The organism is Blastococcus sp. TML/C7B, from assembly GCF_016612845.1.
In the GTDB taxonomy this organism is placed as follows: domain Bacteria; phylum Actinomycetota; class Actinomycetes; order Mycobacteriales; family Geodermatophilaceae; genus Blastococcus.
Genome location: NZ_JAEOAA010000001.1, coordinates 749,466 through 775,881, shown reverse-complemented (window position 1 = coordinate 775,881; position 26,416 = coordinate 749,466). Strand labels below are relative to the sequence as shown.

Below are 26,416 nucleotides of genomic sequence, written 5' to 3'. Positions count from 1 at the left end.
CGCCTAGAGTGCGGGGGCCAGGAGGGCTCGCCTAGTGGCCGATGGCGGCGGTCTTGAAAACCGCTATGGGGTAACACCCATCGTGGGTTCGAATCCCACGCCCTCCGCTCGCCCGTCGTCGACCTGGCGTCGACCTGGCGCGCTGATGCGCCGTTCCCGTCGTACGCATGACGCATCCACGCGCCCGGTCGCCGGCGAGATCTCCGACACGCCACGCGCGGGACGTCGTCCGGGGTGACCGACGCCCTCCACCAGGCTTTTCACGCTGGTCACGGGGGTGTTTGTCGACAAGACGCCGGACCGGAGGAGGGGTCACCACCCCCTCCCGGGGTCTCCCGCAACGATCCGGTGACGGGGGCGGTCACATGCGTGCCGAGGACCGCCGATGGGGAGACCGGAGAGCCCTAGCGTCTGCCCTGTCCGCGGCACTTCCCCGCCGCGGCATTGGCGCTGAGGAGTACCCGCGTGACCATGGGCGCGACGCTGGTGTGGCCGGCAGTTGTGGTGCTGGGCTTCCTGGTGTTCACCGGACTGGTGGTGGCCCTCGGGGCCAGCTCCACGGCTCGGTACGAGTTCGAGCGCAACGGCGCGCAGCAGCCCGCGCGGGCCGCCACGCCGCGCTCGGCGAACCACCCCGCGGGCCGTCGTGCCCCCGCCCGGTCCGGCGAGGCCGCGGCCGCGGTGCCCGCCGGGGCGTCGTCGGGCAGCGTCGCCGTCCGCACCGCGCCGGCCGCCGTCGCCGAGGGCGGGCCCGCCTGGTGGCTGATCGGCGAGGCGGCGCAGGTGGTGGCCGGGCCGTTCGGCGACCGGGTCGACGCCGACTGGGCCGCGTTCGCCGGCGGGCTCTCCGCCGTCGCCCGTCTTCGGCACCCGCCGCACCGACGGCACCGTCAAGCCCAAGCCCTCGCCGGAGGAGCGCGCCTGGCTGGGCGAGCTGGGCCGGCACCTGGACCGGCTGCCCGCCGAGTGGGACGACCTGCTCACCGACACCGACCCGCTCACCACGCTCGTCGTCGAGGTGGCCGCGGCGCTGGTCGAGGCGGGCCTGCCCCTGCACGACGCGGGGGCCACGCAGTCCGGCGGCGGCGTCTGCCTGGTGCCCGACCAGGACGCCGGCGGCCTGCTGGTCAGCTGGCGCCCGCACGACCGGATGAGCCTGCAGCAGTCGCGCGGCGCCACCGCCGACGAGGCCGTGCAGCGGCTGATGAACGCCGCGATCCTCGAGGTGCTCGAGCAGCTCGGGTTCGTGGTGGAGCCGGCCGGCGCGACCGCCTGCGCCCTGGTGACGGCGCTGCGCTAGCTGGCGGCGACCGCCGCGGCCATGGTCCACGCCGCCGCCGCGTCCACCTTGCCGGTGGCGGTGTCGTGGAGCAGCTGCTCCTGCGGGAGCTGGGGCAGCGTCCGCATCGCCAGCTCGGCGACGGCGCGGTAGGAGAGCGGGTCCGGGCGGCCCAGCCCCACCTCCCGCTCCTTCTCCGGCGTCATGCGGGGCGCCAGCTGGGTCGCGACGAGGTGGGTGAACAGGAAGATCCGGCCCACCAGCACGGGGTCGCCGGCCTCCGCCGCGGCCCGGGACGCCGCGGCCCACCACGGCCACGGGGGCGTCGCGCCGCGGTCGGCGATCTGCGCCAGGGTCGCCCAGATGGCGTCGCTGCTGCCGAGGGCTGCGTCCCAGCGGTCCATGAGCGCGGTGGCGTCGGCGAGCTCGGCGGCACCGATGGCGGGCGCCGTCCCGTCGTCCGGCGGTGCGGCCCGGCGGTCGAACAACCCCATGGCGTGCGGCTCCCTGTCCTCGTCGGTGACGGGAGCCGATTCTGCCCGCTGCGCGGATCAGACCGCGTCGGCGTCCAGCCGGCCGATGTGCTGGAGCACGAGCTCCCCGCCGTCGGCGGCGAAGCTGGCCCGCAGGCTGCGCAGCACGTCCAGGCCGTCGTCGTCGGCGCCCCGCACCCCCGCGAGGTCGACGACGACGCGGCGGTGCCCGCCCTCGCGCAGCGAGTCGGCGGTGCCGCGCAGCAGGTCCGCGCCCTGCGCGCTGAGGTGACCGGAGGCGCGGATGACCCCGATCCGCAGGTCGACGGTCTCCGAGAGCATCACGCCACCTCCTGCCCGCGCCCGGTCTCCAGCCGGAGCACGCGCCACAGCCCGGTGCGCCGGAGCAGGTCCAGCGTGCGCCGGTTGGCACCGCGCAGGACGACGGTGCCGCCACGGGCCCGGCAGATGCGGTGCGCCCACAGGAAGCTGGCCACCGCCGTGCTGGACAGGTGCTGGACGCCGCTCAGGTCGACCACGAGCCGCCGGGCGCCGGCCAGCAGCGCGTCGTGCAGCAGCCAGCGGACGTCGGCCAGCCCGTCGGTGAACAGCGTGTCGTCGAGGTGGATCGTGACCTCGTCCCCGGTGGCGTCGACCCGGCTGGACGCCGCGGCGCGGATGGCGGCGGTGGTGGTCATGCGGCTCCTTCGACGACGGCGCGGGCACTGCGCACCAGCGTGGCCGCGGGACGTTGCGATCGGCTGCGACGGTCCGTTGCGATCGCATGACGGTCCTCCGCTCCCGGACCGGACGGTGCGGGCGCGGTGGCAGCATGGCGGCCGTGGCACTGCGTCTCCTGGTCGTCGAGGACGACGACTCCATCCGTACCGCGCTGCGGTGGGCGCTGGAGGACGAGGGCTACGACGTCGCCGAGGCGGTGTCCGGCGAGGAGGCCGTGCGCGCCGTCGCCGTGGCCGCCCCTGACCTCATGGTCGTGGACCTGATGCTCGGCTCGATGGACGGCTACGCGGTGATCCGCGAGGTCCGGCGGGGCCACGACCTGCCGATCATCGTGGTGAGCGCCCGCGCCGACACCCATGACATCGTCGCCGCGCTGGAGGCCGGCGCCGACGACTACGTGACGAAACCGTTCGAGGTCAAGGAGATCACCGCCCGGCTACGGGCGCTGCGCCGCCGGGCCGGCAGCGGCGCCGCCGAGCGGCCGCCCGAGGCGGTCGTGCTCGACTCCGACCCGGTCGCGCCGCTGGTGCTCAACGAGGGCCGCGGCACCGTGCACCGGGGCGAGGAGCAGCTGCCGCTGACGCTGACGGAGTTCCGGCTGCTGTGCGAGCTGGCCGGCTCGCCGGGGCGGGTGTTCAGCCGGCAGGCGCTGCTGGAGCGGGTGTGGGAGCACGGCTTCTTCGGCGACGAGCGGATCGTCGACGTCCACGTGCGGCGGTTGCGCACCAAGGTGGAGACCGACCCCGGCTCTCCTCGGCTGGTCGTAACCGTGAGAGGGCTGGGATACCGGCTGGATCCCCGGTGAGCGACAGGGACGTGAGCATCGCAGCGAGGAACGAGCGAGGAGCGGAGCGGCCCGCCGGAGCCACCGCAGGGACACCGTGAGGCGGGCGCTCGGGGGGCTCGGGCTCCGGGCGCGCATCGTCCTCGGGTTCGCCGCGGTGACCCTGCTCGTGTCGGTCGTGCTCGTGGGCACCACCTTCCTGCTCGCGCGCAGCTACCTGCTGGACCAGCGGGAGAGCTCGCTGACCCGGCAGGCGTTCGCCGACGCCAACGTGCTCAACGGCCGGCTGGCCACCGCGGGTGCCGACGTCGGTGAGCTGATCACCGAGCTGGTGCCCTCCGGCGGTGCCGACGTCGTCGTCCGCAGCGGGGAGTCCTGGTACTCCTCGAGCCTGGACCTCGGCGCCCGCGACGTCCCGGCCGAGCTGCAGCGGATCGTCGCCGACGGCGCGGCCGGCTCGGTGCGGATCGACGCCCCCGACGGCCCGGCGCTCATGGTGGGGGTGCCGCTGCGCGCGGCCGGCGTGGAGTACTACGAGATCGGCCGGCTCACCGAGCTGCGGCAGGCGCTGACGACGCTCTCCGCGGTGCTCGCCGCGGCGGCCACCGCGGCGACCGCAGTCGGGGCGGCCTTCGGCGTGTGGGCCAGCCGGCGGGCGGTGCAGCCGCTGGAGCAGGTCGCCGGTGCGGCCACCCGGATCGCCGGCGGCGAGCTGACCACCCGGCTGCCCCCGACCGACGACCCCGACCTGGTCGCGATCGTGGCCGGCTTCAACAGCATGGTCGACGCGCTGGCCGCCCGGATCGACCGCGACGCCCGCTTCGTCGGCGACGTCAGCCACGAGCTGCGCAGCCCGCTGACCAGCCTGGTCACCAGCGTGGAGGTGCTCGGCACCTGCCGGGAGGAGCTCTCGCCGCGTGCCGGTCAGGCGCTCGCGCTGGTGGAGGGCGAGCTCGGCCGGTTCCGCCGGATGCTCGACGACCTGCTGCAGCTGGCCCGCATCGACGGGGACGCCACGACGGCGACGAGCCGGCCGGTGTCCCTCGGCGCGCTCACCCGGGAGGTGCTGGCCGTGACCGGCCGCCCGGCGGACCTGCTCGAGGCCGCTCCGGACGACGCGACCACGGTGCTCGGCGACAAGACCAGCCTGGAGCGGGCCGTGCGCAACCTGCTGGAGAACGCCGACCGGCACGCCGGCGGTGCCTGCCGGCTGGAGGTGTGGCGCCGCGACGACGCCGTCGTCCTCACCGTCGACGACGCCGGACCGGGCGTGCCCGTGGAGGACCGCGAGCGGATCTTCGAGCGGTTCGCCCGCGGGGCCGGCGCCGCCCGGCGCTCGCTGCCCGGCGCGGGGCTCGGCCTGGCGATCGTGGCCGAGACCGCGACGCGGCACGGCGGCGCCGCCTGGGTCACCGATGGGCCCGACGGCGGCGCGCGCTTCACCCTCTCCCTGCCGGTGGCCGGCTCGTGACCGGCCGCCGCGCAGGGCTGCTCGCCGTCGTCCTCGGGGTGCTCCTGGCCGGGTGCGGCGTGCCCACGGGGGGCACGCCGAACCGGATCGAGCCCACCGACATCCCCTACGGGCTGGCCTCGCCGAGCCCGACGGCCACGCCCACCCCGAGCGCGGAGGCCACCACCGACCCCTCCCGCGTCTACTGGGTGTCGGCGGAGGACGCCGTCGTCCCGCGGGTGCGCGAGGTCAGCGGCTCGACCCGCCGCGAGCGGTTGGCGTTCCTGCTGGAGCAGCTGGCCGCCGGGCCCAGCCGCGCCGAGCGGGACGAGCAGCTGTACTCGCTGCTCCCGCCGGAGGTCCGGCTGAGCGTGACCGGCTTCGACGACGGCACGGCCACCATCGACCTGCAGGTGCAGGACCAGGCGCTCTCCGTGGTCGCCGGGCGCCGCGCGGTCGCGCAGATCGTGCTGACCGCGACCAGCGTGCCGGGGGTGGAGGCGGTGCTGCTGGAGCTGGCGGGCGAGCCGATCGAGGCGCCGCTGCCGGCGGGCGCGCTGACCGCCGGGCCGCTCACCGCGCAGGACTACGCGGTCGCCACCACGCCCTCGCCGACGGCCGTCCCCGCGCCGACCGCCGTCCCCGAGGTCTCCCCGGTCCCGGCCGCCCCGCCCTCCTGACGCCCCCGTCCGCGAGATCTGCACACTCGGGGCTCTCCCGGTACCGAAAGGCCCGAGTGTGCAGATCTCGTGGAGGTCAGCGGAGGTGCCGGACGGCGGCGGCGAGGGTCGGCAGGGTGAGCCGGCCGTCGGCCAGCCCGAGGTCGACGACGTCGTCGAACACCCGCTGCTCGGCCGCGGCGGCGCGGAACGCGGCGTCCATGATCCGGGGCCAGCGGCTCAGCCGGGACGCCGCCGACGAGTGCCGCAGGTGCCGGCCGAGCCGCCGCTGCAGCGCCCGCCGGTGGGCTCGCCCGGCGTCGGCCCCGTGCACCGCCGCCGCGCCGGCGAGCGAGCCGGAGAGGACCGCGTAGAAGATGCCCTCGCCGGTGAGCGGGTTGATCAGCGAGGCGGCGTCGCCGGCCAGCAGCACGCGGCCGTCGGGTTGCCGCGGCCGCTGGGTGGACAGCGGCAGCCGGTGCGCCCGCAGCCCGTCGGGCTCGACGCCGGGCAGCAGCCGGTGCAGCCCTTCGACCAGCGCGGCGCGGCTCGCGCCGCCGGACACCAGTTCGCCGTAGCCGACGTTGGCCCGGCCGTCGCCGAGCGGGAAGGACCACGCGTAGGCCGGCCAGCGCTGCTCGGTGGTCGCGATGACCTGCACGCCGCGCTGCCCGGGGAGCTCGGGGGCGTAGCCGCGCAGCGCCACGGCCATCCGGTCCGGCTCGTTGGGGGCCAGGCCCAGCGCCCGGCGGACGACGGACTCCGCGCCGTCGGCCCCCACGACGACGTCCGCGCTGAGCACGCCGTCGATCTCCACCCGGTCGGGGTGCGCGGTCAGCCGGCGCACCTGGTGCCGCCGCAACTCGGCGCCGCCGATGAGGGCCGCGTCGAGGATCCGCGCGTCCAGCACCGCGCGCGGCACGACGTGCGCGGGCCGGTGCAGCGCCCGCTCGACGGCCGCGCCGCCGGGGGAGCGCAGCCGCAGCCGCGGCACGGCCGGGTAGCCGTCGGTGAGCGCGGCGGGGTCCACGCCGAGGCCGGCCAGCACGTCGAGCGCCTCGGGTGCGATGCCGTCGCCGCACACCTTGTCCCGCGGGAAGTCGGCGCGGTCGAGCAGCAGCACCCGGGACGACGGCGCCGCTCGCCGGGCCGCCAGCGCCGTCGCCGCTCCCGCCGGTCCGGCCCCCACGACGACGACGTCCCAGTGCTCCACGGCAGCGACGCTAGGCACCCGGCGTCCCCACCGCCCGCCCATCCCCCGGACTTTCTGTACCGAAAGTCCGCCCCGCCCTGGGACTTTCTGTACCGAAAGTCCCTCTCAACCCCGGACTTTCTGTACCGAAAGTCCCCGGGCTAGGTCCTGGCGAGGGCGCGTTCGGCGGCGAGCAGCGCCCGCCAGCCGTCGCGGTCGTGCTGGACCGGCCGGGTGGCGGCGATGAAGTCCAGAAGCACCTCGACGAAGCGGTCCGGCGCGGGCGAGGTGCGGCCAGTGCCCGGCGTCCGGGAACACCTCGACCCGGGCCGAGGGCACCCGCTCCCGGATCGCCTCGGCGTGCGCCACCGGCACGATCGGGTCGCGGCTGCCCCAGATGACCAGCATCGGGATCGCCTCGGCCAGGTACAGCCGGTCGATGGCGGTGACGCACTGGCCGCGGGTGTCGACGACGCTGCGCAGGGTCCGCAGGAACGCCCGGCGCGCCTCGGCGTCGGACAGCGCCAGCATCGCCTCGCCCGCCTCGGCGAGGTCCCGGCCGCGCTCCCACCCGACGGCCCGGCCGACGGCGTCCAGCGCGCGCACCCCGGCGCGCAGGGGGAGCGGCAGGTGGGTGAGCGCGGTCAGCACCGCCTCGCTGCCGGGCATCGCCGCCGCGCGCAGGGTCAGCGAGAGCTCCGGGCCCAGCCCGCCGCTGCCGACGAGCACGAGCCGCTCGCAGCGCTCGGGGAACTGGTAGGCGAACTGCAGCGCGATCCCGCCGCCGAGCGAGTGCCCGACGACGGTGGCCTGCTCGATGTCGAGCACCGAGAGCAGGTCGCGCATCCCGTTGGCGTAGCCGGCGACGGAGTAGTCGCCGCGCGGCTTGTCCGAGGAGCCGTGGCCCAGCAGGTCCGGCGCGATGACGGTGTGCGAGGCGGCGAGCCGCTCGACGACGCCGGCCCAGGTCTGCGCGCTGTTGCCGATGCCGTGCAGGAGCAGCAGCGGCGGGCCCTCGCCGGCGCGCACGAACGCCCGCCGGTGCCCGTGCACCACCCGGGTCTCCCGCGGCAGCGGCGTCGTCGGCATGCCCCAGTGCAGCACGGCCCTGTTGCCGCCGGGTTACGCCAACCGCAGGGACTTTCTGTACCGAAAGTCCCGTCCATCCCCGGACTTTCTGTACCGAAAGTCCCCTGGGGAGGGTGGGTCAGGGGCGGGGTGGCGGGTGCTCGGCGCTCCACTTGCGGGCCGGGTGCTGATAGCCCTCGACGAAGCGGAGCAGCTCCGCGGCGTCCTGCACGACGCCGAGGGCGTCGAGGCGGGCGGCGTCGAGGTAGCCGTCGTCGACCATCCGCTGCAACTGGCCGACCAGCGGCTGCCAGAAGCCGTCGACGTCGACCAGCGCGGTCGGCTTGGCGTGCAGGCCGAGCATGCCCCACGTCCAGGCCTCGAAGAGCTCCTCGAGGGTGCCCGCGGCGCCCGGCAGCGCGACGAAGGCGTCGGACAGCTCGGCCATGACCGCCTTGCGCTCGTGCATCGTCTGCACGACCTCGAGGCGGGGGAGGCCGGTGTGCGCGACCTCGTCGTCCACCAGGTGCTGCGGGATCACGCCGATGACCTCGCCGCCGGCGGCCAGCGCCGCGTCGGCGACGACACCCATCAGCCCGACGTCCCCGCCGCCGTAGACGATGCCGACGCCGGCCCGCGCGAGGTCGGCGGCGAAGGTCGCCGCCGCCTCGGCGTGCGTTGCGGGACCGGCGTGCGACCCGGTGAAGACGGCCGACGCGCAAGGGGTCAGCCGCCGTAGTAGCGGTACACCGGCTCCGCGATGCAGACCGGCTTGTCGCCGCCCTCGCGCTCGATGACGCAGGAGAAGGTGAGCTGCTTGCCGCCGGCGATGTCCTCGATGTTCGTCAGCGTCGCGGTCAGCCGGACCTTCGAGCCCACGGGCACGGGGGAGGGGAAGCGGACCTTGTTCAGGCCGTAGTTGACGCCCATCACCGTGTCGGTGACCCGCAGGACCGAGCCGAACAGCGGGACCAGCAGCGACAGCGTCAGGTAGCCGTGGGCGATCGGGCCGCCGAAGGGGCTCTCCTTGGTGGCGCGCTCGGGGTCGACGTGGATCCACTGGTGGTCGCCGGTGGCGTCGGCGAACAGGTTCACGTGCTCCTGGGTCACCTCGTACCACTCGCTGGTGCCCAGCTCGGTGCCGACGAGCCCGGGCAGCTCGGCCATGGTCGTGGTGGTGCTCATGGGTGGTCCTCCGTCGGGAGCGCTGACGTTGTCCCCTGGAACCTACGTCCTCGCCCCGACCGGTTCCCGACCACGCCCGGTTCTGGCAGCCTGCACCGCGACCACCGCCCGCGTCCGGTCCCGGCGGGCCCGTCCACCCGAGGAGCAGCCATGACCGCAGAGGTCGCACCGGACGCCGTCGCCGCCTACGGGGCCGCCTGGGTGGAGCCGGACGCGACCGCGCGGCTGGCCCTCCTCGAGCAGGCCTGGGCGACCGACGCCGTCTACTCCGACCCGCTGGCGCACGTGGCCGGGCGCGCGGCGCTCGCCGACCACATCGGGCAGTTCCAGGCGGCCATGCCGGGCGGGCGCATCGCCGTGACCAGCGAGCCGGTGCGGCACCACGACAGCGCCTTCTTCCGGTGGTCCCTCACCGACGCCGACGGCGCCGTCGTCATGACCGGCTTCGACGTCGTCCAGCTGGACCCGGCGGGCCGCATCGCCCGGCTCACCGGCTTCTTCGACAGCGACACCGGGACGGCGCCCGCCGCGTGACGGCCGGAGCCGGCCGGTGAGGTTCACTGGGCGGGTGTTCGCCTCCACCGACGGCTGGACCTCCTGCGCCCTGGGGCACCAGCACTGGGGCCGGGCGGGCGCGGCCGGGCTGTTCCTGCACCGCGACGGTGTCGACGGCCCGGAGGTGCTGCTCCAGCACCGCGCCCTGTGGTCGCACCACGGCGGCACCTGGGGGACGCCGGGCGGCGCGCTGCACGCCGGCGAGGACCCGCACGTCGGGGCGCTGCGCGAGTGCCGGGAGGAGCTGGGCCTGACCCCCGCCGACGTCGTCCTCGGGGCGCGCTCGGTCGACGACCACGGCGGCTGGGCCTACACGACGGTGCTCGCCCGCCCCGCCCGGCCGATCGATCCGGCGGAGCTGCGGCTGGACGGCGAGAGCGACGGCGTCGCCTGGTGGCCCCTGGGCGGGCTGGACGCCGTGGCGCTGCACCCGGGTCTCGCGGCGTCCCTGGACCGGCTGGTCCCGCTGGTCGTGGGCGCGCCCGACACGCGCGGCTGATTGCGGAACAGGAGTAATACCTAACGCGGCTGGGCAGGGGCGGAGTCGATCCCGTACCCGAGGAGCCGCCGGTGTCCTCCGCCGCCCGTCACGCCGCCCCCGAGCCCGCGCCGCCGCGGACCGGTCCCGGAGCGACGACGCCGTCGGCCGACCGCCGCCGTGCCCGCGCGCTGCTGCTGCTCGCGCTGGTCTGCGCCGCGCTGCTGGTCGCCGCGCCGCTGGCGATCGTGCGCTCGTCCACGGCGGGCGAGCCGGCCGCACAGGAGTCCGAGGCGACCGACCCGCGGACCGGCGGGGACGGCGGACCGGGGAACGGCGCCACCGGGGACGGCGACGGAGCGGATGCGGGCACGGGGACGCCGCCCGCGGTGCCGGACGAAGGGACGCCGGGCCCCGGGACGACCGACCCGGGGACGACCGATCCCGGGCCGGCCGGGCTGGAGACGGCGGCAGAACGGGTGGCCGGTGCGCCGGTCGGCACGGGCACCGCACCCGGTGCGACGACGGGCGGCGGCAGCGGAACGGGCTGGACGCAGCCCGGCACCCGGCCGATCGAGGTCCTGCCCTCGAAGCCGGCGCCCACCCCGGCCGCGCAGCCGGGGCAGCAGCCGGCCCAGCCGCCCGTGCAGCAACCGGCCCCGCAGCAGCCCGTTCAGCCGCAACCCGCCCAGCCGCAACCGCAGCAACCGGTCCAGCCGCAGCCCGCCCCGCAGCCCCAGCCCCAGCCCGAACCCCAGCCCGACCCGGGCACCGACGCCGACGGCGTGCCCTGCCCCTGCCGGCTCGTCGACGGCGTGCTGGTCAGCCTCTCCCGGCTCGTCGGCGGCGTGCTCGCCCCGGTCGGCGGCTTGCTCGGCCGGTGACGCGACGGGCGGGCGGCCGCCGTCCCTTCGTAGGGTGCACCCCATGAGCGCCCGCGACGACGTCTCCGAGATCTTCGACAGCTCCGCGTGGCGGCCGGTCGAGGGGTTCGACTTCGCCGACATCACCTACCACCGCGCGGTGGACGCCGGCGTCGTCCGGATCGCCTTCGACCGGCCCGAGGTGCGCAACGCGTTCCGGCCGCAGTCGGTCGACGAGCTGATCACCGCGCTGGAGCACGCCCGGCTGTCCACCGACGTCGGCTGCGTGATCCTCACCGGCAACGGGCCCAGCCCCAAGGACGGCGGCTGGGCGTTCTGCTCCGGCGGGGACCAGCGGGTGCGCGGCAGGTACGGCTACGAGCACGCGCAGGGGTCCAGCGGCCGGCTGCACATCCTCGAGGCGCAGCGGCTGATCCGGTTCATGCCGAAGGTCGTGATCTGCGTCGTCCCCGGCTGGGCGGCCGGCGGCGGGCACAGCCTGCACGTCGTCTCCGACCTGACCCTGGCCAGCGCCGAGCACGCGCGCTTCAAGCAGACCGACGCCGACGTCGGCAGCTTCGACGGCGGGTTCGGCTCGGCCTACCTGGCCCGTCAGGTGGGGCAGAAGTTCGCCCGCGAGATCTTCTTCCTCGGCGAGGAGTACACCGCCGCCGACGCGCACGCGATGGGCATGGTGAACCGCGTCGTCCCCCACGCGGAGCTGGAGGCCACCGCCCTGGAGTGGGGGAAGAAGATCGTGGCGAAGTCCCCGACCGCCCAGCGGATGCTCAAGTACTCGTTCAACCTCATCGACGACGGCCTGGTCGGCCAGCAGCTCTTCGCCGGCGAGACAACCCGGTTGGCCTACATGGCCGAGGAGGCCGTCGAGGGCCGGGACGCCTTCCTGGAGAAGCGCGACCCGGACTTCTCGCAGTTCCCCTGGCACGTCTGACGGACTTTCGGTACAGAAAGTCCCGTCAGTAGGGGGACTTTCGGTACAGAAAGTCCCGGAGAGAAGCGACTTTCGGTACCGAAAGTCCCGGAGAGAGGCGGAGGCGCACGTGATCGTCGAGGTGGTGACGGGCGCGGACGAGCGGCCCGAGGCGCGGGTGGTCGACATCGACGACCTGAGCCGGGTCGTCCTGGCCCTGGGTCAGGTCACGGACGACGAGGCCGCGGAGGTGCTGGAGCGCTCGGGTCTGGGCCGGATGCAGGACGGCGGTGCCGCACTGCTGGACGCCGCGGCGCTGCGGGCGGCCGCCGAACCGCGGGCCACGGCGGCCGACTGGATCACGAGCTGGGACGCCATGGTGACCCGTGCGCGGGCCGAGGGACGGCTCTCCGACGACGGCGCGACCATCCGCGTGGAGGTGGAGTCCGCCGCCGGAGCGTGACCGCCGCGCCGCCCACCTGCACGGATGAATCCGAACTCGCCGGTAGGAACTGGGCGCTGGGTCATTGTGGTCACTCCACTGTCAGGCCAGTATGTCGCGGTGCACATCACCCGCGAGCGCGGAGACCGGTCGTGACCGGGACCCCGGGCAGACCCCTGAGCGCCGAGCTCTCCGAGCAGCTCCTGGCCGTGGCCGTCGACATCCTGGCCGAGGAGGGCTGGAGCCGGCTCAACAGCGACCGCGTCGCGGCCCGCGCCCGCGCCGGCAAGGCCGGGATCTACCGCCGCTGGCCCACGATGGCCGCCCTGGCACGCGCCGCCGTGGGGCGCTTCCGGCTGGTCGAGCTGCCCGAGGACACCGGCTCCGTCCGGGGCGACCTGCGCGCGCTGGCCGACCGGTGGACCGTTCCGCTGGACCGCGAGGAGAAGGCCGCCGCCAGCATCGTCGGCGCCGCCCGCTACGACGAGCAGCTGCGCGCGGGCCTGGACGAGGCCCTGGTCCGGCCGCTCACCGAAGCGGTCGCGACGATCGGCGAGCGCGCGCAGGCGCGCGGCGAGACCATCGAGGACGACCGGCTGGCGTTGCTCTACTCGGTGGTCGAGGCCTTCTGGTGGCAGCGCTTCACCGTGGCCGGCGACGGCGCGGTCCTGGCCGAGCAGGTGGACCGGGTCGTCGACGAGGTGCTGTGCCCGCTGGTGGAGCAGTCGGAGGACCTGCCGGTCGCCGTCTGACCGCGACTCAGCTCAGCTGACGCGGACGTGCGCGGCGAAATCGGGCGCGACCAGGTCGTTGATCGCGTCGGACCCGTCCTGCAGCCGGGCGAACAGCCGCTGGCCGATCTGCTCGACGGCGGCGGCCGCCTCGGCGGCACCGAGCCCCTCCATGATCCGCAGCCGGTTCTCGACGACGAGCACCCGGACGACGGAGAGCCAGATGGCGGCCGTCAGCGGCGCGGCGATCGCGGGGTGCAGCGGGCGGGTCGGGTCGTCGGGGTCGCTGCTCTCCCACGCCTCCAGCAGCGCGTCGGACAGCCGCCGCTCGGCGTCGAGGACGAGCAGCCGGTTGTACGTGCGCAGGGTCTCGGACGCCTGGATGGTGGCCCGGAAGGAGCGCTCCTCCGCGGAGCCCATGCGGCGGAGCTGGCCGGTCATGAACGTGAGCAGGTGGCTGCGCAGCGCGGTGAGCGGTGTGGTGCCGGGCTCGCGGTCGATGACCGAGCCCGCGATCGCCTCGACCCACGGCACCCGGCCGTCGAAGAAGAGCTCCTCCTTCGTGGCGAAGTGGTTGAACACCGTCTGGACGGCGACGTCGGCCTCGCGCGCGACGTCCGCGATGGTGACGCAGTCGAATCCGCGGGCGGCGAAGAGGCGGTGCGCCGTGGTGCGGACCAGCTGACGGGTCTGGGCCTTCTTCTGCGCACGACGATCCACAAGATCACTCACTGTATGGATACTAGACACCCAACGTATTCGGCGCTGCCGCCCGGGCGCCGCTACCGGTGAGACTCGCATCTCGTCACGGAGTGTCGCGGCGCACCCCGCCGGTCGGCTCCTGTGCGATCGTGCCGCAACCACGGTCCCGCGAGTGCCGGGCGCCGACGTCGAGCGGGGGAGTCGCAGGATGAGGACCAGAGCAGCGGTGATGCGGGCACCGGAGACCGACTGGGACATCGTCGAGCTCGACCTGGTCGACCCCGGCCCGGGCGAGGTGCTGGTCGAGATGGCCTTCGCCGGCATGTGCCACTCCGACGAGCACCTGCGGCACGGGCCCGGCGTCCGGCCGATCGTCGGCGGGCACGAGGGCTCCGGGGTGGTGCAGGCCGTCGGTGCCGGCGTCACCTCCGTCGCCCCGGGCGACCACGTCATCACCAGCTTCCTGCCGGCGTGCGGGCTGTGCCGGTACTGCGCCCGCGGGAAGTCCAACCTCTGCGACAAGGGCGCCACCATCGGCACCGGGCAGCTGCCCTCGGGCACCTTCCCCTTCTCGCTCGACGGCCAGTCGTTCGGCGGGTTCTGCATGGTCGGGGCGTTCGCCCGCCACTCGGTGCTCAGCGAGTTCTCCTGCATCCGGATCGACCCGTCGGTGGCGCTGGACACCGCGGCGCTGCTGGCCTGCAGCGTGCCCACCGGCTGGGGCTCGGCGGTCTACTCGGGCGGCGTGCGGCCGGGGGACACGGTCGTGATCGTCGGCCTGGGCGGGGTCGGCGCCAACGCGGTGCAGGGCGCGGTGCACGCGGGCGCGCTGCACGTCATCGGCGTCGACCCGGTGGCGATGAAGCGGGAGTTCGCCGAGTCGCTCGGTGCCACGGTGACGGTGGCCGGCGCGGAGGAGGCGGCCGAGCTGGCCCGCAGCCTGTCCCGCGGCACGGGCGCCGACGTCGTCGTCCTGACCGTGGGCAAGCTGACCGCCGAGGCCTACGCCGGTGCGATGTCCTGCCTGGGCAAGGCCGGGACGATGGTGCTCACCGCGCTCCCCGACGAGCAGAAGGACGGCCGGCTGTCCCTCAACGGGCCGATGGCGACGGTCTACGAGCAGCGCATCCAGGGCTCGCTGTACGGCTCGTGCAACGCCCGCACCGACATCCCGCGGCTGCTGCAGATGCACGAGGAGGGCCGGCTGGAGCTCGACCGGCTCATCACCCGCCGCTACTCCCTCGACGAGCTCAACCAGGGGTACCGCGACCAGGCGGCCGGCGAGATCGTCCGCGGGCTGCTCGTCCACACCGATTGAGGACGGCGGGGCGTGGGCAGCCTCGCGGCATGAGCTCCCCGCGCATCGTCGTCCTCGACGTGGACGGCACCCTGGTCGACACCAACTACCAGCACGCGCTCGCCTGGTACCGGGCGCTCCGGTCGCTGGGCGAGACGTTCCCGGTCTGGCGCATCCACCGGCTGATCGGCATGGGTGGTGACCAGCTGGTGTCCGCCCTCGGCGGGGACGAGGTGGAGCAGCGGATCGGGGACGCCGCCCGCGAGCGCTGGGTCGAGGAGGTCGACCCGATGATGGGCGAGACGGCGCTGCTGCCCGGCGCGCGAGAGCTCGTCGTGGCCCTGAAGGAGCGCGGGCACCGGGTCGTGCTGGCCAGCTCGGGCAAGCCGCACCACGTCGACCGCGCGCTGGACCTGCTCGACGCCCGCGACCTCGCCGACGCCTGGACCACCAGCGAGGACGTCGAGGCGACCAAGCCCGCGCCGGACCTGCTGCAGGTCGCGCTGAAGAAGCTGGGCGAGCCGGTGGACGCGCCGAGCGTCGTCATCGGCGACTCGGTCTACGACGTCGAGGCGGCGAAGAACGCGGGGATGCCGGCGATCGTCGTGCGCTCCGGCGGCTTCGGGGACGACGAGCTGCGCGACGCCGGGGCCGTCGGCATCCACGACACCCCCGCCGACCTTGTCGCCGCCCTGGACGACCTCGACCTGCTCTGACGGTTCCGCCCACATCGGCGATCCGGGGCCCATGGAGCGCGGGAAGGCCCCACATCGCCGATGTGGGCGGCACGGGGCGCGGGAACGCCCCACATCGCCGATGTGGGGCGGCTGGCGGGTCAGGAGGCGGCGGAGGTCCCGCGGCCCAGCCGGCGCAGCATCTCGTCGGGGTGGTCGGTGATGACGGCGTCGACGCCGAGCTCGCGCATCAGGTCCATGTCGGCGGTCTTGTTCACCGTCCAGACGTGCACCTGCTTGCCGGCGGCGTGGGCGTCGGCGACGAAGCCGGGGTCGGCGCGGATCACCGCGACCGCCGGGCCCAGGGCGGTGGCGTTGCCCTGCAGCAGCTCCCGGCGCACCGGTCGCAGCCGCTTCCCGATGAGCTGCACGGTGGGGATCCCCGGCGCCAGCTCCGCCATCCGCCGCACCGCGAGCTGCGAGAAGCTCATCATCCGGACGGCGGGGCGCCCGGCCCACTCGACCGGGCGGCCGCCGGTCAGCAGCCCGTACCGGCGCAGGCTCTCGACCAGCGCCTCCTCGACCTTGCGGGTGTGCCGGGTCGGGTGCTTGGTCTCGATCGCCAGGCGCAGGCTGCCCGGCGTCGCGGTGATGTACTCGAGCAGCCGGTCGAGGGTGAGCACCAGCCCGTTCTCGAGGTCGGGCTCGTCGGTGACCGAGAGGATCTCGTCGTCGGCCCAGCGGCTGCGGCCCCGCGGCTTGCGCGCCCCGAACTGGTACTGCTCCAGCTCCTCGAGGTGCAGCGCGGAGACGACGCCGCGGCCGTTCGACGTCCGCCGGATCTGCCGGTCGTGCACGCACACCAGCACCCCGTCACGGGTCAGGCGCACGTCGCACTCGACGGCGTCTGCGCCGACGGCCGCGGCCTGGCGGTAGGCGGCGAGCGTGTGCTCCGGCGCCTCGGCGGTGGCGCCGCGGTGGGCGACGACCTCGACGGCGGTCAACGGGGGAGGGCGGGATGAACGACGAGCACGGGTCGATCCTCCCCGTCGTCGCCCGGTCACGCGAGAGGGCAGGCCGGAGGGGCGGAAATGGCCCTTTCTGCCCCGGGGGGTCAGCCGGCGAGGCCGGCCGCGCGGGCGCGGTACTCCGGCACGGTGAGCATCGGCGGCCGCTCGTCGAGGGCCACCGCGGTGCTCCGGGGCACGAACGCCGCGCCGTCGTGCCGGTACTGGGTGAGCAGCCCGCCGGCGGCCGGCGCCGTCCCCGCGCGGGCCAGCACCGTCGCGACCACCTGCCCGGCCATCGCGCCGAGCGCCTCCTGGCTCTGCGAGCTGTGCCGGCGCTCCCCGAGGTCGACCTGGGCAAGCGCCCCCAGCCCGACGAGCTCCAGCAGGTCGACGAGCAGCCCCACCTCGACGCCGTACGCGCCGGCGAACGGCACCCGCTCCAGCGCCGACCGGCGGCCCGCGTACTCGCCCCCCAGCGGCTGCACGAACCCGGCCAGCTCCGGCCACAGCGCGTTGAGCAGCGGCCGCGCGGTCAGCTCGGTCACCCGCCCGCCGCCCGACGGCGCGCTCACGCCGTCGATCTCCAGCGGCCGGGTGTAGCAGCCCTTCACGAACTGGACCGTGGGATCGGTCAGCAGCGGGCCGAGCAGCCCGGGCACGAAGTGGGCGACGTCGCCGCGCAGGTCCGAGTCCAGGAAGACGACGACGTCGCCGGTGGTCGCGGCGAGCGACTTCCACAGCGCCTCGCCCTTGCCGGGGCGGTTGCCGTGCGCGGGCAGCACGTCCGCGGTGGCGACGACGTCGGCGCCGGCGGCGCGGGCGACGGCCGCGGTCGCGTCGGTGGAGTCGGAGTCGACGACGAGCAGCTCGTCGACCAGCGGCGTGCGGTGCACCCACCGCGAGGCGATGTCGGCCACGAGCGGGCCGATCGTCGCCTGCTCGTCGCGGGCGGGCAGGACCACGCTGACGCGGGTGCCGGTGCGCCGTTTCGCGGTCAGCAGGGCCTCGGCGTCGATGGCGGCGAGGGTGCGGGCGGACGTGGTGCGGCTCCGGAACCAGGCTCGGGCGTCGGGTCGCACGGCCTCACTGTCGACCACGATCCCGCTTCGCACCACTGCCCTGTGAGGCTGTTCACCCGCCCGCCGCCCCGCGGTCACCTCCGCAGCGCCGCCCCGTCCGCGTCCAGCGCGCGCCGGCTCTGCTCGCCGACGGCCGCCCCCTCGCCGTCGGGCTCGGGGTGGCCCAGGTCGGTGAGCCAGCCGCGCAGCACCCGGTGCAGCTGCTCGGCGCCGACCACCTCGCCGGGCGCGGCCCAGTCGGCGGGGTGGGCGAGGAAGGCGCGCTGCTGCGGCCCGCCCAGCCCGCCGTGCGAGCCGACGTGCGGCTCGAAGGCCGACGCCTCGTCGGTGTCGGGGTCGTAGCGGCTGTTGATGAGCAGGTCGGGGCAGTGCGGGAAGGACGACGTGCGGGCGACCAGCGCCGCCGCGTGCGGGCCGTAGGGGAGCAGCGGGTCGGTGCCCTCCACCTCGCCGGTGCGCAGCCGGTGCACGCCTTCCCGCCCGAGGACGACGGGGCCGGACTCCGCCGACTGCACGAGCACGAACCCGACGCCGTCGTGGTCGACCAGGCCGGGCAGGAGGTCGGGCCAGCGCTGCTCGATCTCCTGCAGCGTCGCGCGGCCGGGGATGCCGGGGAACGACACCGACGCGCAGTGCCCGGAGACCGCGCACACGACCCCGGGGGCGACCTGCGGCACCTCCGCCGTCCCCGGTCCGGACGGCGGGCTGCCGGGGGCGGCGTCCTGCACGCGCTGCTGCAGCCGGCGGGCGATCGGCCCACCCTCGCCCATCGCCGCGCCCAGCAACCAGCCCTCCGCCGTCCGCCGGCTGTCCCGGGGGCCGGAGAGGTGCCGCTTCCGGGGGACCACGGGGGCGCCGCACAGCGAGCCGACGAGCTCCTCGACGGAGTAGCCGAACCGGTCGGCGAACGACCAGCCCTGGGTCTGCCCGTGGTCGGAGAGCAGCACCAGCGCGTACGGGCGGGGGGCGAGCGCGGCGGCGCGGTGCAGGCGGCCGATCTGCTGGTCGATGCTGCGCAGCACCTCGAGGGTGTCGGCCCGCTCGACGCCGGAGTGGTGGGCGACCTCGTCGTAGCCCACGAAGTCGGCGTAGACCACCGGGCGCCCGGCCATCATGTCCTCCAGCAGGCCTGCGACGACGACGTCGCGCGCCAGCACCGTCGTCCCCGCGCGGGCCAGCGGGTACAGCCCGCCGCGCGGCACCCGCGGGCGGACGTCGGCGCGCCGCTGCCGGGAGGCCGCGGTCAGCTCGCGGACGACGTCGGCCAGCGCCACCCCCAGCGTGCGGACGGCGTTCACCGGATTGGCGAAGTAGGCGTAGTAGCCCGCGCCGACGCGGTCGCGCCCGCGGCGCCGCCGCCGCGCCCCGGCCGGGACGACGTGCGCCAGCGAGCTGAGCGTGAGGCTGACGTGGCGGGCGTCGCCGGTGAACAGGTTGCCGCGGCCGGCGCCGTCGCCGGCGAGCAGGCCGCGCCCGTCGGAGTGCCGGCGCTCGATCTCGGCGGCGTCCCGCGGGTTGGAGACCTGGACCAGCCGGTCGCGCTCCTTCTCGTACCAGCGGAAGGCGGGCACGTCGTGGTTGGAGCCGTGCAGGATCCCGCAGACGCTGGCGCCGGTCTGCGAGCTCCAGTCGGTGTGCCACGAGGTGAGCACGTGGCTGCCGGCGCGCAGCCAGGCGGCCAGCGTGGGCATCGAGCCGTCGCGGACGGCGCGGCGGGCGGTGTCGTGGCCGAGCCCGTCGATCTGGAGGAACAGCACGCCCGGGGGGAGCGGCCCGGCGGCGGGGGAGCCGGCGGCCCGGCGGCGGGCGCGGCGGAAGAAGACCTCGTCCTCGTCGACGGCGAGCAGGCTGTTGATCGCCCCCGAGACCCCGGCCATGGCCACCACCACGACGACCGAGGTCCCGAAGCTGGTCACCTCGACGCCGGGGATGGCGTTGAAGAGGGCCAGCACGCCGGCGCCCAGCAGCAGGAAGCCGCCGAGGCCGAGGGTGAGGAAGGCGACGGGCAGGGCGATCCGCAGCACCAGCGGCCAGACGCCGGCGGTGAGCACGCCGAGCAGCAGGGCGGCGACCGGCGGCTGCCACCACGAGCGCATCGCGAACCCGTCGAGCCAGGTGTCCAGAGCGGCGAGGGCGCCGGTGGCCAGCGCCCAGGTGAGCAGGACGCGGGCGATGCCGCGGCCGGCCCGCAGCAGCCGGCCGCCGGGAGGAGGCGCGGTCACCGGGCGTCGCTCGGCGCCGGCTCGGGCTCCGGATCGAGCTCGGGGTCGGTCTGCGGCTGGGGAGCCGCCCGCCGCCGGCGGCGTGCCCCGACGGCGTTGAGCAGGAGGCCGACCAGCAGCACGAGCAGCGTCGCGATGAGGACGGCGACCAGCGGGGAGTCGAAGACGCCGCCGCTGAGCACGCCGAGCAGCGCGTAGGCCAGCGCCCACAGCAGGGCGGCGCAGAACTGGGCGGGCAGCAGCCGCTTCCACGGGTAGCTGAGCGCGCCGGCGGCCACGAGCACCGGGATCCGCCCGGCGGGCAGCAGCCGGCCGACGACGAGGATCTGCCAGCCGTGCCGGCGGAACTGGTCGCGCACCTCCGCCAGCCGCTCGGTGTGCTGGCCCCGCACCACCCAGCGCACCGCGGCCGGCCCGCCGGACCGGCAGACCGCGAAGGTGATCAGGTCGCCGAGCAGCGCGGCGAGGGTGGCCAGCGCCAGCACGGTGGGCAGGCCGAGGTCGTTGCTGCTCATGGCGAAGGCCGCGGCCGAGCCGACCACGGCGCCCGTGGGCACCACCGGCACGATCGAGCCCAGCAGCACGCCGAAGAACAGCAGCGGGTAGCCGACCGTCGAGGCCTGCGTGGCGGCGGCGAGCGTGCTCACGGCGCCACCCCCGGCAGCAGGGGCACCGGGTCGCCGGGCCGGGCGACGACGACGTCGGTGGCCAGGCCGCGCGCGGCGACCTCGCGGGCGAAGGTGAGCGGCGGCTCGACCAGCAGCCGGCGCATGCGGGCGCGCAGCGGGGTCGGCAGCCGGGTGGCGCCCATCGGCGCGAGCGTGCCCCAGTGCACCGGGACGGCGATCCGCGGGCGCAGCCGGGCGACGGCCTCCGCGGCGTCGGCCGGGTCGAGGTGCCCCGGCCCGAGGTCGGCGCCCCAGCCCCACACCGGCAGCACGGCGACGTCGACCCCGCGCTCGCCCAGCAGCTCCATCCCGCCGTGCAGGGCGGTGTCGCCGCTGAGGTAGACGGTGGAGCCGTCGCCCTCGAGCAGGTGGCCGACGGCGCCGGCGTCGGGGCCGCCGGTGTAGCGCGGGCCCCAGCGGTGGCCGCTGTGCGCCGCGTGCACGCCGGTGATCCGCAGGTCGCCGTCCGCCAGCGTCTCGCCGGCGCCGAGCTCGTCGACGCGGGCGAAGCCGTGCCGGCGCAGCCAGCGGCCGGCGCCGCGCGGCACGACGTACCGGGCGCCGGGGTCGAGCAGTCGCAGCGAGCGCAGGTGCAGGTGGTCGGCGTGCAGGTGGCTGAGCAGGACGACGTCGACGCCCTCGCGCAGCGCCGGGTCGGGCACCGGCACCACGCGGCGCAGCGGGCCGACCGAGGCGGTGAGCAGGGGATCGGTCAGCACGGTGCGCCCGGCCAGCTCGACGCGCACCGTCGAGTGGCCGAGGAAGTGCAGCCGGGGCGATCCCACGCGCGCCAGTATTCGCCGGGGCGGGGACGGAACCCAGCGACCCGGCCCCGAACGGGGGAGTTCCCCCAGGCAGAACCAGGGTGAACCCGCCCCCCCAGGGCAGAAATGGCCCTTACTGCCCTGAAGGGGTCAGGCGGTGGGGACGGCGGTGAGCAGGCGGGCGACGTCGCCGGGGCTCAGGTCGTGCGGCAGCGCGCGCCCGTGCAGCAGCTGGACACCGGCGTCGAGGGCGGCCTCGCGCAGCGCGGGGCTGGTGATCCCGCCGGCGACGACGTCGACGCCGAACTGCTCGGTCGTCCGCACGATGGCGGCGAGCACCTGGAGCGCGCGGGCGGTGTCCTCGCCGCCGGCGAGCGCGCCGAGGTCGACCCGGACGAGGTCCAGCGGGGTGCGGGCGAGCAGCGCGTAGAGGCTGTGGCCCATGCCGTACTCGTCCAGGCAGAGCCGGACGCCGGTGCCGCGGATGGCGCCGAGCTCGGCGACCAGCTCCGCCGACGAGGTCAGCAGGGTCTCCTCGGTGAAGGAGACGACGAGCCGTCCGGGGGTCAGGCCGGAGGCGGCGAGCGCGGCGGCGACCTCGGCGGCCAGCCCGTCGACGGTGACGTGCCCGGCGTTCAGGCTGATGACCAGCCCGATCCGCGGGTCGGGCAGCTCGGCGATCGCGGCGCAGGCGGAGGTGAGCAGCCAGGACTGGAGGTCGGCCGACCGGCCCTGCTGCTCGGCGGCGGCCCAGATCTCCGCGCCGCCGAGGACGCCGAGCTCCGGGTGGACCCACTGCGGCGCGGCGTGCACCAGGTCGATGCCGCCGTCGGGCCGCAGGACCGAGTCCAGGCGCAGGCCCATCGTGCCCTCGGCGCGGGCGGCGTAGTACTCCGCGAAGGTGGCGGCGCCGCTGCCCGGGCGGGTGCCGGCGCCCACCCGCACGCAGCCCTTGCCGGCGGCCTTGGCGGCGCGCAGCGCGGCGTCGGCCTCGCGGAAGGCGGCCTGCCCGCCGGCCGGGCCGAGCGCGGCGACGCCGACGCTGGCGCCGACGGCGAAGGTGTGCGCGTCCACGCGGTGCGGCATGGCCATGACGACGACGATGCGGGCGGCGACCTCCTCGGCCTCGGCCAGGCTGCCGGTGGCCAGGACGGCGAACTCGTCGCCGCCGAGCCGGGCGACGAGGTCGCCGTCGCGGACGACGGTGCGCAGCCGGCGGGCGACCTCGACGAGCAGCTGGTCGCCGGCCTCGTGCCCGGCGACGTCGTTGACCGCCTTGAAGCCGTCCATGTCGAGCACCAGCAGGCAGCGCTCACCGGCGGCGTCGGCGGCCATCTCCTGGAACAGCATGGCGCGGTTGGCCAGCCGGGTGAGGTGGTCGGTGTAGGCCATCCGCTCGAGCTCGCGCTCGCGACGCCGGCGGGTGGTGACGTCGCGCAGCTGGAGCACGCGGCGGCCGCTGCCGGGGCGCTCGGAGGTGGTGGCCTCGAGCTCGCGGAGCTCCCCGCCGGGGCCGGGGACGGCGAAGTGCAGCAGCGCGCCGCCGGCGGGCACGCCCTCGGCGGCGCTGCGGACGGCGGCGCGGTCCTCCGGGCGGACGACGTCGAGCAGCGAGACGTCGTCGTCCTCGATGCCGAGCAGCGTGCGGGCGGCGGGCGAGGTGAACAGCAGCCGGTACCCGTCGTCCATGATCGCGATGCCGTCGGAGCTGGCCTCGACCAGCCCGCGGAAGTCCTCCTCGCTGCGCACGAGGTCCTCGCTGACGCGGCCGTCCTCGCGGATCCGCAGCACCAGGCGCAGGGCCATGAGCGCGAAGATCACGCAGCAGCCGAGCTCGGCGGCCGAGGACAGCGCCTGGCGGTTGGCGACGGCGAGGCCGAGCGCGAGCGGCAGCCCGGCCATGGCGGCGACGACCAGCGACATGCCGGCGGCCGACACGACGGGGGCCGAGGCGCGGGCGCTGCGGTCGGCGCTGCCCAGAGGGGCCTGCTGGATGGCCAGGGCGCAGGACACGAGCGCGAGGGCGACGGCGGTGTCGGAGGCGGCCGTCCACAGCGGGGAGGGCGCGACGATGGCCATGGCCTCGCACCCGGCGGCGGTGGCCTGGGCGGTGACCGCGGCGATCATCGTGGTGGCGGCCCGGCGCAGGTCGCGGGTGGCGACGGTGCACAGCGCGCCGGCGCCGCCGAGCATGACGGCGACGTAGCCGCCGTAGGCGAGCACCAGCGTGCGCAGGTCCTCGGGGGCGTCGGCCGGGTTGACGAACGGCGTCCGCAGCACCTCGGTCATGACCAGCAGCGCGGTGCTGGTGAGCAGCCCGTCGACGACCAGCGCCGTCCACCGGGTGCGGATGACCCGGCGCGCGAGGAAGGCGCAGGTGACCAGCGGGGAGGTGGCGCCGGCGAGCAGCACGACGTCGTCGACGCCGAACGCGTCGAACGCGGGGCCGGGGAAGGAGCCGGCGAGGAACTGGGCGACGGCGAAGCACAGCGTGCCGACCAGCAGCGGCCACCAGGGGCGGGCGGCGAGGCGGTCCATGCGCCGGAGGCGGGACCACAGCATCGTGGCGCTGCTGAGCGCGACCGAGCCGAGCACCAGCTCGTCCCACTGCATGCCGGTGCCGTCGGGGGCGCTGAACGGCACGGCGAGCAGCAGCCCGACCAGGCCCAGGCCCAGCGTCGCGCGCAGCTGGTGCGGGAGGTCCCGCAGCCCGGTCACGGCCGGACCGCCGGGGCGTCGTCGGCGCGGGTGGGATCGGCGGCGTGGAGCACGCCGTCGACCAGCGCGTCGCGCTCGAGCGGGCGGGAGAGCAGGAAACCCTGCAGGTAGCGGTGCCCCATGTCGCGCAGCAGCGCGAGGGTGGCGGGGGTGGTGACGCCCTCGACGATGACCGGCAGGCCCAGGCTGGTGCCCAGCTGGAGGACGGCGCGGCACATGGCGCGGCGGGCGGGGTCGTGCTCGACGTCGGCCAGGAAGTACTGGTCCATCTTGAGCACGTCGACCGGCATCCCGACCAGGTAGGCCAGCGAGGACCAGCCGGTGCCGAAGTCGTCGACGGCGATGCGGACGCCGAGCGTCCGCAGGGCGCCGAGGTCCTCGATGACGTGCGCGTCGTCGAGCAGCACCGACTCGGTGATCTCGACGAGCAGCCGGGAGGGGTGCAGGCCGCTGGCCTCGAGGGCGGCGACGACGTCGGGCACGAGCTCGCCGCTGCGCACCTGGCGGGCGGAGACGTTGACCGCGACGGAGAGCTCGGTGTCGTCCAGGGCGGCGACGGTGCGGCAGGCCTCGAGCAGCACCCAGCGGCCGACGTCGACGATCAGCGGCGACTCCTCGGCCAGCGGCACGAACTCCAGGGGCGAGACGTCGCCGAACTCGGGGTGCTGCCAGCGCAGGAGCGCCTCGACGGTGACGGTGCGGTGCAGGACGGCGTCGACGACGGGCTGGAAGACCAGCCGCAGCTCGCCGCGCAGCAGCGCGCCCTCGAGGTCGGCGCGCAGGGCGCTGCGCCGGTCCTGCTCGCTGCGGAGGGCGTCGTCGTAGCGGTGCACGCAGCCGGCGCCGGCGCGGCGGGCGCTGCGCAGGGCCAGGTCGGCGCGGCGCAGGGCCTCGCCGGGGTCGACGTCGGCCTCCAGCCGGCTGACGCCGGCGGCCGCGGTGAGCGGGAGGGTGGCGTCGGTGGTCACCAGCGGGCCGACGGTGGCGATCAGCCGGGCGGCCACGACCTCGGCGTCGGCGACGCTGCCCTGGACGACGACGACGAACTCGCCGTCGGTGGTGCGGGCCAGCCAGTCCTCGCCGCGCAGGACGCGGGCCAGGCGGGCGGTCAGCGCCCGCAGGACGGTCGCCTCCTCGCCGGGGGAGAGGGCGTCGGGGCCCCAGCCGCTGATGCCGACGACGGCCATCGCCGAACCGGCGTCGGCCGGCCCGCGCTGCACGGCGCCGAGGCGGCGGACGAGCGCGGCGCGGTTGGGCAGGCCGGTGACCGGGTCGGTGAGGGAGAGCTCGAGCAGCTCGGAGCCGTCGCCGGGGGCAGGGGCGCTCGGGCTCACGTCGCGGCAGTGCAGGACCAGCGCGCCGATGCCGTCGACGCCGCGCAGGTCGCGGACGGTGGCCTGGACCAGCTTCCAGCCGTCGTCGGCCTGGCGGACGCGGGCGGTGCGGACGGCGGACTCGCCGTCGCCGCCGAGGGCGGCGAACAGCGCGGGGCGGTCGTCGGGGTGCACGGTCTCGGCCAGGCGCAGGCCGGTGAGGTCGGCGTCGCCGAGGCCCAGCAGCGCGCCGGCGGCCTCGGAGGCGAACGTGACACGCAGCGCGTCGTCGACGATGACCACCGGGTCGGCGCTGCTGCGCACCAGCGCGTGCAGGGCGTCCTGGCTGCGCACCAGCGCGGCGGCCAGCCGCCGCCGGCAGCGCACCAGCCGGACCTGCGCCGTCAGCACGACGGCCAGGCCGCAGGCGAGGACGACGACGGTGGTCACCCGGGTGTTGTCGGTCCACCGGCCCGGGCCCCGTAGCGCGCGGCCGCCGTCCTCACCCGGCCGGGGGAGAGCGCTTCCCCGGACGGCGTCCGGTGTGGTGAGCGCCGTCACCGACCTACCGTGCCCAGCCGTGGACGCGACGACAGCACCCCGCATCCGGCCGGCGACGGCGGAGGACCTCGCGGCGGTCGCCGCCGTGTACGCGCACCACGTCGAGCACGGCGTCGCCACCTTCGACCTCGAGGCGCCGGGCACCGCCTGGTGGGCGGCGAAGCTCGCCGACCTCGACAGCGCCGGATGGCCGTTCCTGGTCGCCGAGGACGACGGCGAGCTGCTCGGGTTCGCCTACCTGGCGCCGTGGCGGATCAAGCCGGCCTACCGGCAGACGGTCGAGGACACGATCTACCTGGCGCCGGGCCGCACGGGGCGGGGCACCGGGCGTGTGCTGCTGGGGGAGCTGCTGGCACGCGGCCGGGTGGCGGGCGTGCGGCAGGTGATCGCGGTGATCACCGACAGCGGCGACCCCGCGTCGCTGGAGCTGCACGGCCGGTTCGGCTTCGTCGAGGCCGGGCGGCTGCGCGCCGTGGGGTTCAAGCACGGCCGCTGGCTGGACACCCTGCTGGTGCAGGCCGACCTGACCGGGCCCGCCCCGGCCTGATCCGGCCGCCGGGGTCTTGCGGATCCCTTG

Annotated in this window: 28 protein-coding genes and 1 tRNA gene; 14 read left to right on the top strand and 15 right to left on the bottom strand. The window is 75.9% G+C overall.

Features of this window, described 5'->3' with window-relative positions:
- The first annotated feature begins 20 nt into the window (after positions 1 to 20).
- Both JKP76_RS03795 and JKP76_RS20245 read left to right on the top strand, forming a co-directional pair.
- Positions 21 to 107, top strand: a tRNA-Ser gene (locus tag JKP76_RS03795).
- A 911-nt stretch (positions 108 to 1,018) separates the two neighbouring features.
- Positions 1,019 to 1,300, top strand: coding sequence for a hypothetical protein (locus JKP76_RS20245; protein WP_242471179.1), 282 nt, complete (start codon positions 1,019 to 1,021; stop codon positions 1,298 to 1,300).
- Here the strand turns inward: JKP76_RS20245 and JKP76_RS03785 are convergent.
- Genes JKP76_RS03785 through JKP76_RS03775 form a run of 3 tightly spaced genes read right to left on the bottom strand, consistent with a single transcriptional unit; the run spans position 1,297 to position 2,450 of the window.
- Positions 1,297 to 1,773, bottom strand: coding sequence for a hypothetical protein (locus JKP76_RS03785; protein WP_200489623.1), 477 nt, complete (start codon positions 1,771 to 1,773; stop codon positions 1,297 to 1,299). The two genes, JKP76_RS20245 and JKP76_RS03785, sit on opposite strands and share 4 nt — an antisense overlap.
- 57 nt (positions 1,774 to 1,830) lie before the next feature.
- Positions 1,831 to 2,094 (bottom strand): STAS domain-containing protein, encoded by a 264-nt coding sequence (locus JKP76_RS03780; RefSeq protein WP_375335639.1) that lies wholly within the window; start codon positions 2,092 to 2,094, stop codon positions 1,831 to 1,833.
- Complete coding sequence (locus tag JKP76_RS03775; protein ID WP_200489621.1) at positions 2,094 to 2,450, bottom strand: STAS domain-containing protein; 357 nt, start codon at positions 2,448 to 2,450, stop codon at positions 2,094 to 2,096. Before JKP76_RS03775 ends, JKP76_RS03780 begins: the two co-directional genes overlap by 1 nt.
- Positions 2,451 to 2,584: 134 nt before the next feature.
- Here JKP76_RS03775 and JKP76_RS03770 point away from each other — a divergent pair, with 134 nt between their 5' ends.
- From JKP76_RS03770 to JKP76_RS03760, 3 genes are all read left to right on the top strand, one after another.
- Positions 2,585 to 3,298: a response regulator transcription factor gene (locus JKP76_RS03770; protein WP_200489620.1), complete on the top strand. Its 714-nt coding sequence runs from the start codon at positions 2,585 to 2,587 to the stop codon at positions 3,296 to 3,298.
- Positions 3,299 to 3,374: 76 nt separating this feature from the next.
- Entirely contained in the window at positions 3,375 to 4,748 is a 1,374-nt protein-coding gene (locus tag JKP76_RS03765; protein ID WP_200489619.1) for a HAMP domain-containing sensor histidine kinase, read from the top strand.
- Positions 4,745 to 5,407, top strand: coding sequence for a GerMN domain-containing protein (locus JKP76_RS03760; protein WP_200489618.1), 663 nt, complete (start codon positions 4,745 to 4,747; stop codon positions 5,405 to 5,407). Before JKP76_RS03765 ends, JKP76_RS03760 begins: the two co-directional genes overlap by 4 nt.
- 76 nt (positions 5,408 to 5,483) lie before the next feature.
- On the opposite strand, the gene JKP76_RS03755 is transcribed toward JKP76_RS03760, so the two are convergent.
- The 4 genes from JKP76_RS03755 to JKP76_RS03740 all read right to left on the bottom strand — a co-directional run bounded on the left by JKP76_RS03755 (position 5,484) and on the right by JKP76_RS03740 (position 8,831).
- The gene (locus JKP76_RS03755; protein WP_200489617.1) at positions 5,484 to 6,599 is read right to left on the bottom strand and encodes an NAD(P)/FAD-dependent oxidoreductase; all 1,116 of its coding nucleotides are present in this window, start codon (positions 6,597 to 6,599) and stop codon (positions 5,484 to 5,486) included.
- 105 nt (positions 6,600 to 6,704) lie between these two features.
- A complete protein-coding gene (locus JKP76_RS03750) occupies positions 6,705 to 7,667 on the bottom strand; it encodes an alpha/beta fold hydrolase (protein WP_200489616.1) in 963 nt (320 codons plus the stop codon).
- Positions 7,668 to 7,785: 118 nt separating this feature from the next.
- Positions 7,786 to 8,376: a TIGR00730 family Rossman fold protein gene (locus tag JKP76_RS03745; protein WP_200491251.1), complete on the bottom strand. Its 591-nt coding sequence runs from the start codon at positions 8,374 to 8,376 to the stop codon at positions 7,786 to 7,788.
- Positions 8,373 to 8,831, bottom strand: coding sequence for a MaoC family dehydratase (locus JKP76_RS03740; RefSeq protein WP_200489615.1), 459 nt, complete (start codon positions 8,829 to 8,831; stop codon positions 8,373 to 8,375). Before JKP76_RS03740 ends, JKP76_RS03745 begins: the two co-directional genes overlap by 4 nt.
- A 150-nt stretch (positions 8,832 to 8,981) precedes the next feature.
- On the opposite strand from JKP76_RS03740, the gene JKP76_RS03735 reads away from it, so the two are divergent.
- The 6 genes from JKP76_RS03735 (at position 8,982) to JKP76_RS03710 (ending at position 12,852) form a co-directional block, all read left to right on the top strand.
- Positions 8,982 to 9,365 (top strand): nuclear transport factor 2 family protein, encoded by a 384-nt coding sequence (locus JKP76_RS03735; protein ID WP_200489614.1) that lies wholly within the window; start codon positions 8,982 to 8,984, stop codon positions 9,363 to 9,365.
- 16 nt (positions 9,366 to 9,381) lie between these two features.
- Positions 9,382 to 9,885 carry an NUDIX hydrolase gene (locus JKP76_RS03730; RefSeq protein ID WP_309229390.1) on the top strand — a complete coding sequence of 168 codons (504 nt, stop codon included), beginning with the start codon at positions 9,382 to 9,384 and terminating at the stop codon, positions 9,883 to 9,885.
- 71 nt (positions 9,886 to 9,956) lie between these two features.
- Positions 9,957 to 10,748, top strand: coding sequence for a hypothetical protein (locus JKP76_RS03725; protein ID WP_200489613.1), 792 nt, complete (start codon positions 9,957 to 9,959; stop codon positions 10,746 to 10,748).
- A 43-nt stretch (positions 10,749 to 10,791) separates the two neighbouring features.
- On the top strand, positions 10,792 to 11,679 hold the full coding sequence (locus JKP76_RS03720; protein ID WP_200489612.1) for a 1,4-dihydroxy-2-naphthoyl-CoA synthase: 888 nt from the start codon (positions 10,792 to 10,794) through the stop codon (positions 11,677 to 11,679).
- Between the two features lie 109 nt (positions 11,680 to 11,788).
- Entirely contained in the window at positions 11,789 to 12,121 is a 333-nt protein-coding gene (locus JKP76_RS03715; RefSeq protein WP_200489611.1) for a hypothetical protein, read from the top strand.
- 131 nt (positions 12,122 to 12,252) lie between these two features.
- Positions 12,253 to 12,852, top strand: a complete 600-nt coding sequence (locus JKP76_RS03710) for a TetR-like C-terminal domain-containing protein (RefSeq protein WP_200489610.1) — start codon at positions 12,253 to 12,255, stop codon at positions 12,850 to 12,852.
- A gap of 12 nt (positions 12,853 to 12,864) precedes the next feature.
- Here the strand turns inward: JKP76_RS03710 and JKP76_RS03705 are convergent, their stop codons facing one another.
- Positions 12,865 to 13,563: a TetR/AcrR family transcriptional regulator gene (locus JKP76_RS03705; RefSeq protein ID WP_200489609.1), complete on the bottom strand. Its 699-nt coding sequence runs from the start codon at positions 13,561 to 13,563 to the stop codon at positions 12,865 to 12,867.
- Between the two features lie 178 nt (positions 13,564 to 13,741).
- On the opposite strand from JKP76_RS03705, the gene JKP76_RS03700 reads away from it, so the two are divergent.
- Both JKP76_RS03700 and JKP76_RS03695 read left to right on the top strand, forming a co-directional pair.
- A complete protein-coding gene (locus JKP76_RS03700) occupies positions 13,742 to 14,851 on the top strand; it encodes an NDMA-dependent alcohol dehydrogenase (protein WP_200489608.1) in 1,110 nt (369 codons plus the stop codon).
- A gap of 29 nt (positions 14,852 to 14,880) precedes the next feature.
- Positions 14,881 to 15,546 (top strand): HAD family hydrolase, encoded by a 666-nt coding sequence (locus tag JKP76_RS03695; protein ID WP_200489607.1) that lies wholly within the window; start codon positions 14,881 to 14,883, stop codon positions 15,544 to 15,546.
- A 119-nt stretch (positions 15,547 to 15,665) separates the two neighbouring features.
- Here JKP76_RS03695 and JKP76_RS03690 read toward each other — a convergent pair whose 3' ends face one another.
- The 7 genes from JKP76_RS03690 to JKP76_RS03660 all read right to left on the bottom strand — a co-directional run bounded on the left by JKP76_RS03690 (position 15,666) and on the right by JKP76_RS03660 (position 25,839).
- Positions 15,666 to 16,508 (bottom strand): glycerophosphodiester phosphodiesterase family protein, encoded by an 843-nt coding sequence (locus tag JKP76_RS03690; protein WP_200489606.1) that lies wholly within the window; start codon positions 16,506 to 16,508, stop codon positions 15,666 to 15,668.
- 110 nt (positions 16,509 to 16,618) lie between these two features.
- Positions 16,619 to 17,593, bottom strand: coding sequence for a glucosyl-3-phosphoglycerate synthase (locus JKP76_RS03685; RefSeq protein WP_200489605.1), 975 nt, complete (start codon positions 17,591 to 17,593; stop codon positions 16,619 to 16,621).
- Positions 17,594 to 17,667: 74 nt separating this feature from the next.
- Complete coding sequence (locus JKP76_RS03680; RefSeq protein ID WP_200489604.1) at positions 17,668 to 19,815, bottom strand: phage holin family protein; 2,148 nt, start codon at positions 19,813 to 19,815, stop codon at positions 17,668 to 17,670.
- The gene (locus JKP76_RS03675) at positions 19,812 to 20,462 is read right to left on the bottom strand and encodes a VTT domain-containing protein (RefSeq protein ID WP_200489603.1); all 651 of its coding nucleotides are present in this window, start codon (positions 20,460 to 20,462) and stop codon (positions 19,812 to 19,814) included. Before JKP76_RS03675 ends, JKP76_RS03680 begins: the two co-directional genes overlap by 4 nt.
- A complete protein-coding gene (locus JKP76_RS03670) occupies positions 20,459 to 21,268 on the bottom strand; it encodes an MBL fold metallo-hydrolase (RefSeq protein WP_200489602.1) in 810 nt (269 codons plus the stop codon). Before JKP76_RS03670 ends, JKP76_RS03675 begins: the two co-directional genes overlap by 4 nt.
- Before the next feature lie 129 nt (positions 21,269 to 21,397).
- Entirely contained in the window at positions 21,398 to 23,965 is a 2,568-nt protein-coding gene (locus JKP76_RS03665) for a diguanylate cyclase domain-containing protein (protein WP_200489601.1), read from the bottom strand.
- Entirely contained in the window at positions 23,962 to 25,839 is a 1,878-nt protein-coding gene (locus tag JKP76_RS03660; protein ID WP_200489600.1) for a bifunctional diguanylate cyclase/phosphodiesterase, read from the bottom strand. Before JKP76_RS03660 ends, JKP76_RS03665 begins: the two co-directional genes overlap by 4 nt.
- A 19-nt stretch (positions 25,840 to 25,858) precedes the next feature.
- Here JKP76_RS03660 and JKP76_RS23215 point away from each other — a divergent pair, with 19 nt between their 5' ends.
- Positions 25,859 to 26,386 carry a GNAT family N-acetyltransferase gene (locus JKP76_RS23215; RefSeq protein ID WP_200489599.1) on the top strand — a complete coding sequence of 176 codons (528 nt, stop codon included), beginning with the start codon at positions 25,859 to 25,861 and terminating at the stop codon, positions 26,384 to 26,386.
- Positions 26,387 to 26,416: the final 30 nt, after the last annotated feature.

Bases quoted from the DNA above. Each gene is read 5' to 3' on its own strand.
- JKP76_RS03720 (WP_200489612.1), top strand. From the start codon at position 10,792: ATGAGCGCCCGCGACGACGTCTCCGAGATCTTCGACAGCTCCGCGTGG.
- JKP76_RS03695 (WP_200489607.1), top strand. From the start codon at position 14,881: ATGAGCTCCCCGCGCATCGTCGTCCTCGACGTGGACGGCACCCTGGTC.
- JKP76_RS03735 (WP_200489614.1), top strand. From the start codon at position 8,982: ATGACCGCAGAGGTCGCACCGGACGCCGTCGCCGCCTACGGGGCCGCC.
- JKP76_RS03780 (WP_375335639.1), bottom strand. From the start codon at position 2,094: ATGCTCTCGGAGACCGTCGACCTGCGGATCGGGGTCATCCGCGCCTCC.
- JKP76_RS03785 (WP_200489623.1), bottom strand. From the start codon at position 1,773: ATGGGGTTGTTCGACCGCCGGGCCGCACCGCCGGACGACGGGACGGCG.
- JKP76_RS03770 (WP_200489620.1), top strand. From the start codon at position 2,585: ATGGCGGCCGTGGCACTGCGTCTCCTGGTCGTCGAGGACGACGACTCC.
- JKP76_RS03750 (WP_200489616.1), bottom strand. From the start codon at position 7,667: ATGCCGACGACGCCGCTGCCGCGGGAGACCCGGGTGGTGCACGGGCAC.
- JKP76_RS03700 (WP_200489608.1), top strand. From the start codon at position 13,742: ATGAGGACCAGAGCAGCGGTGATGCGGGCACCGGAGACCGACTGGGAC.
- JKP76_RS03775 (WP_200489621.1), bottom strand. From the start codon at position 2,450: ATGACCACCACCGCCGCCATCCGCGCCGCGGCGTCCAGCCGGGTCGAC.
- JKP76_RS03740 (WP_200489615.1), bottom strand. From the start codon at position 8,831: ATGAGCACCACCACGACCATGGCCGAGCTGCCCGGGCTCGTCGGCACC.